General features: G+C 69.8%; 6 protein-coding genes. 5 read left to right on the forward strand and 1 reads right to left on the reverse strand.

Annotation, left to right across the window (positions count from 1 at the left end; all coding sequences use genetic code 11):
• Positions 1-569: 569 nt before the first annotated feature.
• Positions 570-4,124, forward strand: coding sequence for an nSTAND1 domain-containing NTPase (locus tag AC02VZ_RS18570; protein ID WP_476475899.1), 3,555 nt, complete (start codon positions 570-572; stop codon positions 4,122-4,124).
• On the opposite strand, the gene AC02VZ_RS18575 is transcribed toward AC02VZ_RS18570, so the two are convergent.
• Positions 4,118-4,417 (reverse strand): NIPSNAP family protein, encoded by a 300-nt coding sequence (locus AC02VZ_RS18575; protein ID WP_432058888.1) that lies wholly within the window; start codon positions 4,415-4,417, stop codon positions 4,118-4,120. The two genes, AC02VZ_RS18570 and AC02VZ_RS18575, sit on opposite strands and share 7 nt — an antisense overlap.
• A 313-nt stretch (positions 4,418-4,730) precedes the next feature.
• Here AC02VZ_RS18575 and AC02VZ_RS18580 point away from each other — a divergent pair, with 313 nt between their 5' ends.
• From AC02VZ_RS18580 to AC02VZ_RS18595, 4 genes are all read left to right on the forward strand, one after another.
• A complete protein-coding gene (locus AC02VZ_RS18580) occupies positions 4,731-5,165 on the forward strand; it encodes a hypothetical protein (protein ID WP_432058887.1) in 435 nt (144 codons plus the stop codon).
• Positions 5,166-5,358: 193 nt separating this feature from the next.
• Complete coding sequence (locus tag AC02VZ_RS18585) at positions 5,359-6,540, forward strand: hypothetical protein (protein ID WP_476475900.1); 1,182 nt, start codon at positions 5,359-5,361, stop codon at positions 6,538-6,540.
• The gene (locus AC02VZ_RS18590) at positions 6,540-6,920 is read left to right on the forward strand and encodes a hypothetical protein (RefSeq protein ID WP_476475901.1); all 381 of its coding nucleotides are present in this window, start codon (positions 6,540-6,542) and stop codon (positions 6,918-6,920) included. Before AC02VZ_RS18585 ends, AC02VZ_RS18590 begins: the two co-directional genes overlap by 1 nt.
• 414 nt (positions 6,921-7,334) lie before the next feature.
• Entirely contained in the window at positions 7,335-8,156 is an 822-nt protein-coding gene (locus tag AC02VZ_RS18595) for a helix-turn-helix domain-containing protein (protein WP_476475902.1), read from the forward strand.
• The last annotated feature ends 94 nt before the right edge of the window (positions 8,157-8,250 follow it).

An 8,250-nucleotide genomic window follows, 5' to 3' on the forward strand; every position in this document is an offset into this window, starting at 1 on the left:
GTTCGGGGCCGGCTCGGACGCAGGGCGCCCACCGATCACCGCGGACCCGACGACTGGACCGGTGCAGCTGTCACCGTCGACGCGGCCCCCACCGGCCCGCCGGCAGCACGGACATCACCTCACCACGACCTCGTCCCCGGACGACTTCGAGGCTCCGGTGGTGGTGTTGCCGTAGTACACCCATCGCCAGGCACCCGTCTTGGACGCCTTCACGGTCGTCCTGAGATGCACCGAGCTGTTCGAGTACACCGCCGGCGGGCCTGAACTACAGGGGCACCCGGCCCACGACCGATGGTTGCTCGGATTCGGTGCCGCGCTGATGCTGTGCCGCAGGGGCCAGCCACAGGAGTTCCGGGCGGTACGTCGTATGGCTGGTTTCCTCACGCCTCCTTGTTTCCCACCCGGTCAGCCTTGGATCATGTTCACGTTGCTCTCCCGCGTCCCCTGCCCAGGCGCTCACTGTGGGCCGGGTGCACGGAGCGCACTCACAGCGGTATGACGGACGGACAAGACGGGGGCGTCGCAGTGCTGCGCGGGTGTCGAGCGGATCTGCAGAGGTCCGGTGCTCTATGAGGCATCGCTTGCAGGTGGTGCTTCAAATTCTGCTGGCGCTGGTCGCCTGCCTGCTCGGAATCGCCACCAACTACGCCACCAGTACGGATGAGGCGCCCTGGGCGCTGGAGGTCATCCGGCGGGGGTCCGTGCCGGCCATCGGGCTGCTGATCGTCGCGATGGTGATCGGGCAGGTCGTCGTGTACCGGCTGGAGAACCCGACGCCCGAGCGGGCGGAGTGGCCCCGTGACCGTATTCCGTACCCGGGGCTGGACGCGTACAGCGAGGACGAGGCGGCCGTCTACTTCGGCCGGGAGGCGCAGGCCGGCGAGCTGACGCGGAGGCTGCACGCCTCGGCGCCCGGTCCCGCTGCTCGGTTCCTGTTGTTGACCGGGGCGTCCGGCAGCGGCAAATCTTCGCTGGTACGGGCCGGGGTGCTGCCCCGGCTGCGACGGCGCCGGTGGACGATCGTTCCGGCGTTCTCGCCGGGGGCGAACCCGCTGCACGCCCTGGCAGCCTCTCTGGCCGTGGCCGGTGGCGGCCAGGAATCGGCTGGTGCTGTGCTGCGACGGTTGCGGCACGGGCCGGAGAGCCTCGGGGGTGAGCTGTCGCGGCTGCGGGGCGGGCAGTTCCAGCGAGTGCTGTTGGTCATCGACCAGCTCGAGGAACTCGTCACACTCGCGAGTGAGCGAGAACGGGCCCAGTTCCTGGAGACGCTGCACGCGTGCCTGCGGCAGGAACCCTCCGTCCGGGTCCTGGCCACATGCCGGGTGGACCTGCTGGGACGGCTGCTGGGCACCGATCACGCGCAGCTCCTCCAACACCCGATCGCCCTCGGCACGTTGAACAGAACCCAGCTCGCGCAGGTGGTCGAGCAACCGGCCGCTCTGGTGGGCATGTCGTTCGCCCCCGGTCTCGTGGAGACCATCGTGGACGACACCGGCACGGACGACGCACTGCCCCTTCTCGCCTATCTCCTCCAGGAGTTGTACTTCGCCTGCGGTCCGGGCAGCACCGTGACCGAGGAGACCTACCGGCAGCTCGGGGGCGTTGCGGGAGCGCTCGCGAGGCAGGCCGACAGTACCGTGGCGGCACTCAGCACCCCGGACGGCATCGACTTCGCGCTGCGGGTGCTGCTGAGATTCGTCACGCTGGAGGAACAGGAACTCGCCCGCCGTCCCGTACGGCTGTCGGAACTGACCGACCGGGAGCGGCACGTGGTGGACGCGTTCATCGATGCGCGCCTCATTCGCTCCGACGCCGCGGAAGGAATGGCGGGAGACGCGTACGCCGAGGTCACGCACGAGGCGTTGTTCCGTCAGTGGGCGCCTTTGCGTCAGGAGGTGGAAGCGCGGGCGGAACGGCTGCGGGAACGAGCCGAACTGGAGCGGTGGGCGGCGGACTGGGAACGGTCCGGACACAGCGCTGACTACCTTCTCACCGGAGAACGCCTCGCCGTCGCGCAGAGGTGGCTGGTGGCGCTGGAGGAGGCAGGGCAGGCGTCGGCGCCCGCCCGTGCGCTCGTCGAGGCGTCTCAACGCCGCGACCTGGCCTTCCTCAGCCGTGTCTCCGACAGCATCGGCAGGCAGGTGCTCACGATCGCAGGGACCGAGCCCGAGCGGGCACTGCTCCTCTCCCTGGCCGCGCTCGGCGAGTGCGCGCCGACACCGGCGGCGCGGCGCGGACTGATGGCGGCGCTGGCCGCAGGGCACACCCGGGTCAGACTGGACGGGCACGCGGACACGGTCCGGGACATCGCCTGGTCCGCCGACGGGCGGCTGCTGGCGACCGCCTCCAGGGACGCCACCGCCCGCGTGTACGAGGCGGAGTCGGGGCGTCAGCTGTGTGTGCTGCCGTGCGACGGCGCCATGGTCGAGTCGGTGTCCTTCTCCCCGGACGGGGTAAGACTGGCCACCGCCGGCCGTGACCAGGTCGTACGCGTCTGGGACGTCACGTCCGGTGAACCGGTCCGGCAGCTCACCGGCGCGGGGGACATCGGCCGGCAGGTGGCCTGGTCGCCGGACGGGTCTCGGATCGCTGCCACCTTCAAGGACCAGGTGACACGGGTGTGGGAGGCCGACACCGGACAACTCGTACAGGAACTGCGGGGCCACACGGGGGATGTCTGGGGGGTGGCCTGGTCGCCGGACGGCTCGCGACTGGCCACCGCGTCGCACGACCGGACAGTGATCGTCTGGGACCTGGCGACGGGAACGGTTACGACGACGCTGACCGGCCACACCGAGTTCGTCGAGGGCATCGCGTGGTCACCGGACGGTGCGTGCCTGGCCACCGGGTCCGGCGACCACACCGCCAGGATCTGGGACGCCCGCACGGGGGCACTGCGGCTCCTGCTGCGCGGCCACACCGACTACGTGTGGAACCCGGCCTTTTCACCGGACGGACGGCTGCTCGCGACGCCCTCCTCCGACCGGACCGTCCGCATCGTCCGCACCGAGGACGCGAAGGAGGTGGCGGTGCTGCGCGGGCACACCGACACGGTGTGGACCGTCGTGTGGTCGCCGTCGGGCACGCAACTCGCCACGGCGTCGACGGACGGCACTGGCCGGGTGTGGGACCTTCAGCCGCGGGGAGCCGAGTCCGTCCTCGTGCGGGGGCACGACGGGCCGGTGAACCAGGCCGTGTGGTCCGGCGACGGCACCCGTCTCGCCACCGCCTCGGACGACGGAACGGCCCGGATCTGGAGCGCGGACTCCGGCGCGCCCGCGGGGCCGGTGACGACGCCCGGCGAACGGGTGTGGAGCCTGGCATGGGCGCCGCACGGTGACCGCATCGCGCTCAGCACGGCAGACGGTCTGTTCCGCGTTCAGGACGGCGCCGGCGGCACGGTGTTCGACCTGCGCGGTGCGCCCGTCGAGGGCTGCTCGTGGTCCCCGGACGCCCGCCGGATCGCGACCGGAGGCCACGACGGCACCGTACGCGTCCTGTCGGCCGTCGACGGCACGGAGCTACGGAAACTGACCGGGCACCAGGACTGGGTGGGGCGGGTGGCCTGGTCTCCGAGTGGAGAGAAGCTGGCCAGTTGCTCCGACGACCGCACCTGCCGCCTCTGGGACACCTCCGACGGCAGCCAGCTGACCGTGCTCCGGGGCCACGACAACTACGTGGAGGACGCGGCCTGGTCGCCCGACGAGACGCGGGTGGCCACGGCCTCCGGTGACTGGACGGCCGCCGTGTGGGACGCGACGACCGGGCGCCGCATCGACGTGCTGAAGGGCCATGAGGGACGAGTACGCGCCCTCGCATGGTCGCCGGACGGCCGTCGCATCGCGACCGGATCGGACGACCGGACCGTACGGCTCTGGTCGGCGACCACGCTCGAAGAACTCGCGGTCATCGGCGTCCACCGGGACAAGGTGATGTCGGTGGAGTGGTCCGAGGACGGTACGCGGCTGCTTACGGCGTCCGCCGACGGGACCGCGCGGGTGTGGCCGGCGAACCCGGACTACGACCGGCTGGAAGCGCGGGCGCGTGGACGGGTTTTCCGCACCCTGGACGAGGAGGAACGGCGACAGCACCTGCTGCCGCCGGACCCGGCGGGCGGTCAGTAGCGCTGCTCGACCGTACGGTCTTCGGTGTGCACGAGGTAGTCGTCCGGATCGAGGCCCATCGCCTTGCGCTCGGGCGACGCCCAGTACAGCGCGTTGCGCTCCGCGAAGGTCTCGGGACCCTCGTAGGAGATCAGCCAGACGAACTGATTGCGCTCCCGGTCCACCCAGGCCCCGCCGATCTCGAAACCCAGCTCCAAGCGCAACGGCACGATGTCACTGCGCCACCGCTCCACCCACTCGTCGAGCAGACCGTCCCGGACGGTGTAGGTACGCAGTTGCGTGGTCCTGGGCATCGAGCGCGCTCCCGCTGTCGAGTCGAAGCGAATGGTACGACGGGCTGACCGGAGATCCCGCCAGCCGGACGCACCTCGAGTGGCTGGTTCCACGGTATGCCATGCTGCATGTGCTCACCACGGGGTCGTACGCGGGCGACGGCGGGCGCTGGCCCCCGACACGGGGAGCCCCCTGCCGGACCGGGAACAGATCACTTTGGAATGCGTCTTGGCGAGATGACCGATACGGGTCCTCCCACTTCTCCTGAACTGTTTCGGCCCACAGGGCGTCAATACACGTGGAGAGATTCAGATGGGGACAGAAGGAGACGGGGTGTCCTTCGAGCAGGAATGGGCGCAGCTGAAAGCCGATGCGTTGGCGCGGCAGGCCGAGGGCGGCATGCAGCTCAACCAGTTGCCGGCAGACTCTGGCGGAGGGGCGCCGGATCTGGTGGCAAAGGCCGACTCCATCAACGGGAACTCCAACCTGCTCGTGGAGATCGCCGGGCTCCTGCACGAAGGCCGCCCGGACGCCGAGCTGACCACCCTGGCGCGGAACCCCAGGACGCACGAGGACGTGGCACGTCAGGTGGAGCGCTTCGCCGAGTTCGCGGGTGACCAGTTCCTGGACACCATGGCCTTGTTCGCAGCGCTGTCGACCCGACTGCGGACGGTCGGCGGGGACTTCGCGGAGATCGAGGACGAGACCGCCCGCCGGTTCCTGGAGACCGTGCTCGACGGCCGTTACGTCTCGCCGGGCACGCGATGAGCGACGGCCTCAGCTACCGCAAGGACGTCGAGTTCCTGGAGAACTGCAACCCGCCTTTGGTGGAACGCAACGCGGACGAATTCGGCCGCATCCAGACGCTCCTGACGGCTGTCGCTCCCGCGGCGGAGCGGGCGGAGAAGCACACCGAGTGGCGCAGCAAAGGCAGCGCGCACTACACAGCCCGCCTCTCGGAGTGGTGGACGAGCTCGCCGAGGGATACGGGCACGCCGCGGGCGCGCTGCGCCGCTACGCGGAGGCGCTGACGGTGGCGAAGGCGTACTACTCCAACGGTCTGGTCAACGAGCAGGCGCTCGCGGACCTGATCCACACCAAGGGCACCGCGATCACCCGCACGGCTCAGGAGGCCGAGCCGATGAGGCAGTGGGAGGACATGCGCGCCACCACCGGCGTCCTGGACTTCCTCGCGGAGCTGACCATGGACGTCGACGACATCCGGGACGAGGCCAACCGGCTGCACGATGCGGCGGGCGGCGACTTCGACCTGGCGCGGACCACCGAGGCGGAGGCCCGCGCCCTCTGTGTCCACGAGGTCAAGCAGGCGTACGACCTGCTGCCGGACTTCCAGGTGTTCCTCACCGAGCGGGTGGACGTCGCCGCTGCCATGCCCGACCTCCGGCGCGAGGCGGCCGAGGCGAGCAGTAACCCGGTGACCCGGTTGCCGGGCAGCGGTCCCAAGCAGGACTACTACCCGACGGCCGGGGACAAGCCGGTCTCCCCGACGCTCCAGAGCATCCGCATACAACTCGCTTCCTTGCCGAGCGCAACGGACAGCTACTGGATTCCGCCCTCCGGTGACCAGGAGAAGACCGAATGGATCCGGGCCAACAAGGACATCATCAAGGCCGCCGCGCAGAACTCGGGGCTGCCGCCGTCGATGGTGGCGGGTATCGCCTGGAAGGAGATCGCCGGCCAGCCCGGCCCACTCGACGACATCACCGACACCCTCCGGGAACAAGCGGACTCCCCGCTGAGCCCCATCGCGTCGGAGAACCTGCCGTCACGACTGGGCGGTGACCCCGACGAGACGTCCTTCGGGCCGATCGCCATCCAGGTACGGCGTGGCGCCGAGGTGCTCGGCTACGACCCGGAGAACCTCACCGGTCAACAGCGAACCATCGTGGAGGAGTCGCTCCAGGAGCCGGGCCAGAACATCTTCATCGCCGCCGAATACCTGGCTCAGCTCAAAGCGGAGAGCGACTTCGCCGACGTACCCCCGGAGGAAATGACGGTGGAGCAGCAACAGGAGCTCGCCGCGCGGTACAACGGGGGACCGTACTGGGAGAACGACCAGGCGCAGCGCTACGGCCGGGACTTCGCCCGTCAACTGGACCAGGCAAGGAACGCGATCCGCTGATGCAGTCCTCCAAACCCTCGCACACCGGAGACAGGCAGAGCATCGGTCACTCCCGTCACCCGGTGGACGACCGCCCGCACCACCCCGACGACGACCGCCGTCTGCTCCGCGTGATCCTCGCCGTGCCGGTGGTGCTGCTGACCCTGGTGTCGGCGTTCTTCCTCTGGCTGGCGGTCAACACCCGTCCGGACGGCGACTGGGACGAGGCCGCGTACGGCGGGATCGAGCTGGCCAGTGCCTTGGCCGTCGTCTCGGCGGGCGCGGTGGGAGCACTGTGGCTGGCACCCTCGGTGCGGCGGGTGATGCGGTGGCCGTGGGCGGTACCGGCCGTGGTGCTGGGAGTGGCGGCGGTGGCGCGGTGGGTGTCCAGCGGGGCGTGAAGGCCCACCGCGCCGCGCAATCGACCTCCCGGGCGGTCCGTTCCCCTCGCACCCAGCCCTTGGCCGACGTCGCCCGCACCACGACGACGAGGTGTGCCGCTCCTGGAGGGCACGCCCGGCCGATCACTTGCAGGGACGCAGACCGACCCTCCTCCTCCGGCAGGCGGAAGAGGCACGGATGAGCGTGCGGGTCATCGCCGATCAGTAGGCCAGCGGGGCGGGGCCGGGGGCCTGGCATCAGGGCGTGTACGGGCGGGGGCTGTACGGGGAGGGTGGGCGCTCGTCCCCGGTACGGGGGAAGTGGGGCCAAGGGGCCGCGAAGGCTACGGTGCGTGTCTCTAGAGTGAGCTGTGAGTGATGGCCGGGTGTGGTGCGGGCGGCACCACTGTGCGGGTGGGCGAGGTGAGGTCACCGGTGACGACGACTCACGGTGAGAGCGAGACGGGCATCCTGCGGTGCTTCGGGCAGATGTTGCGGTTGCTTCGGACGAGCAGGGGGCTGACGCGGGCGGAGCTGGGCGCCAAGCTCAGTTACGGTGAGGACATGGTTGCGTCGGTGGAGCTGGGGCGGCGGATTCCGAAGCCGGAGTTCATCGAGCGGGCGGATGTGGTGTTGGAGGCCGGCGGGCTGTTGGCGGTGATGCAGGAGGAACTGGCTCGGGCGCGGTATCCGTCGTTCTTTCGGGACGCGGCGAAGTTGGAGGCGGAGGCGGTTGAACTGCATGTTTATGCCAACCAGGCTGTGCCGGGTCTGTTGCAGGTCGAGGAGTACGCGCGGGTGGTGTTCGAGATGTGGCGCCCCCTGCTGGACGAGGACACAGTGAACCAGCGCGTGGCCGCCCGGCTGGCTCGCCAGGAGTTGTTCTCGCGCATGCCCATGCCCACGATCAGCTTCGTCATCGAGGAGAGCACTCTGCGTCGGCCACTGGGCGGGAGGGCGGTGATGCGGGCCCAGTTGGAGCAGATCCTCCTCTACGGTCAGCAACGCAACGTCGAGATCCAGGTCATGCCAACGGACCGGCGCCAACACGCTGGAATGGGTGGCCCGTTCACCTTGATGGAGACGGGTAAGGCGCAGAGGATCGCTTATGTGGAGGTGAACGAGCACAGCCACCTCTACAGTGAGCGGCCGGTGGTCCGGGGGTACGAGGAGCGGTACGGCATCCTGCGGGCGCAGGGCCTCACGCCGTCGGAGTCACTGGCCTTCGTTCAGAAGCTGTTGGGAGACTCCCAATGACATTGTCAAGCGGGGGCGGTGACGTTCCGTGAGGGCGTCATGCCCCTGTGACACTGGTCCTGGGCATGGCTGTCTCGAAGGTGCGGTGGTCGCG

It is taken from the genome of Streptomyces sp. 3-6 (assembly GCF_056323165.1).